Annotated in this window: 1 protein-coding gene; it reads right to left on the reverse strand. The window is 60.0% G+C overall.

The window, feature by feature from the left end; all coding sequences use genetic code 11:
* Positions 1-1,241, reverse strand: a 1,241-nt coding sequence (locus DBR24_RS34455) for an efflux RND transporter permease subunit (protein ID WP_371921383.1), incomplete at both ends; no start/stop codon positions are given.

A 1,241-nucleotide genomic window follows, 5' to 3' on the forward strand; every position in this document is an offset into this window, starting at 1 on the left:
CAGCCACCGAAGATCTTGTCGAGCACCTTGGAGAAGCGGTCTTTCGGTGCGTCATGGCTTTTCAGCAACACAGCGGCCAGTGCCGGCGACAGGGTCAGCGAGTTGAACGCCGAGATCACGGTCGAGATGGCAATGGTCAGCGCGAACTGCTTATAGAACTGCCCGGTGAGACCGGAGATGAATGCTGCCGGCACAAACACCGCACACAGCACCAGCGCCGTCGCGATGATCGGGCCGGTCACTTCACGCATGGCGCGTTTGGTGGCCTCGACGGGTGTCAGTCCGAGTTCGATGTTCCGCTCGACGTTTTCCACCACCACGATGGCGTCGTCCACCACGATACCGATCGCCAGTACCAGGCCGAACAGTGACAGCGCGTTGAGCGAGAAACCGAACAGGTGCATGACCGCAAACGTACCGATCAACGATACCGGCACCGCCACCAGTGGAATGATCGAGGCGCGCCAGGTCTGCAGGAACAGGATCACCACCAGTACCACGAGGATCAGTGCTTCGAAGAGGGTGTGAACCACCGCCTCGATCGAGCCGCGCACGAAGATCGTCGGGTCATAGACGATGCTGTAGTCCATGCCTTGCGGGAAGCCTTTCTTCAGCTCTTCCATCTTGCCGCGAACTTCGTTCGAGATGTCGATGGCGTTGGAGCCAGGGCGCTGGAAGATCGGGATTGCGACCGCCGGCTGGTTGTTCAGCAACGAACGCAGGGCGTATTGGCTGGAGCCCAGTTCAACGCGAGCGATGTCCTTGAGGCGGGTGATTTCACCATTGTCGCCTGCGCGAATGATGATGTTCTCGAACTCTTCCTCGGAGACCAGACGGCCCTGAGTGTTGACCGACAGCTGGAAGCTTTGGGCATTCGGGGCAGGGGGCGCACCCAATTGACCGGCCGCGACCTGGCGGTTCTGCTCACGGATCGCTGTGACCACATCGGTCGCAGTCAGATTGCGCGAAGCAGTCTTGTTCGGATCGAGCCAGACGCGCAGCGAGTAGTCGCCCATGCCGAACAGTTGCACGTCACCGACACCACCCAGGCGAGCGAGCTCATCCTTGATGTTGAGGATCGCGTAGTTGGACAGGTAAAGCATGTCGTAGCGCTTGTCCGGGGAGGTCAAGTGCACAACCATGGTCAGGTCGGGCGATGCCTTGTCGACGGTGATACCGATGCGCGTCACATCTTCTGGAAGCTTCGGCTCGGTCCGGGTCACCCGGTTTTGTACCTGAAC

It is taken from the genome of Pseudomonas sp. HMWF006, from assembly GCF_003061205.1.
Lineage (GTDB): Bacteria > Pseudomonadota > Gammaproteobacteria > Pseudomonadales > Pseudomonadaceae > Aquipseudomonas > Aquipseudomonas monsensis.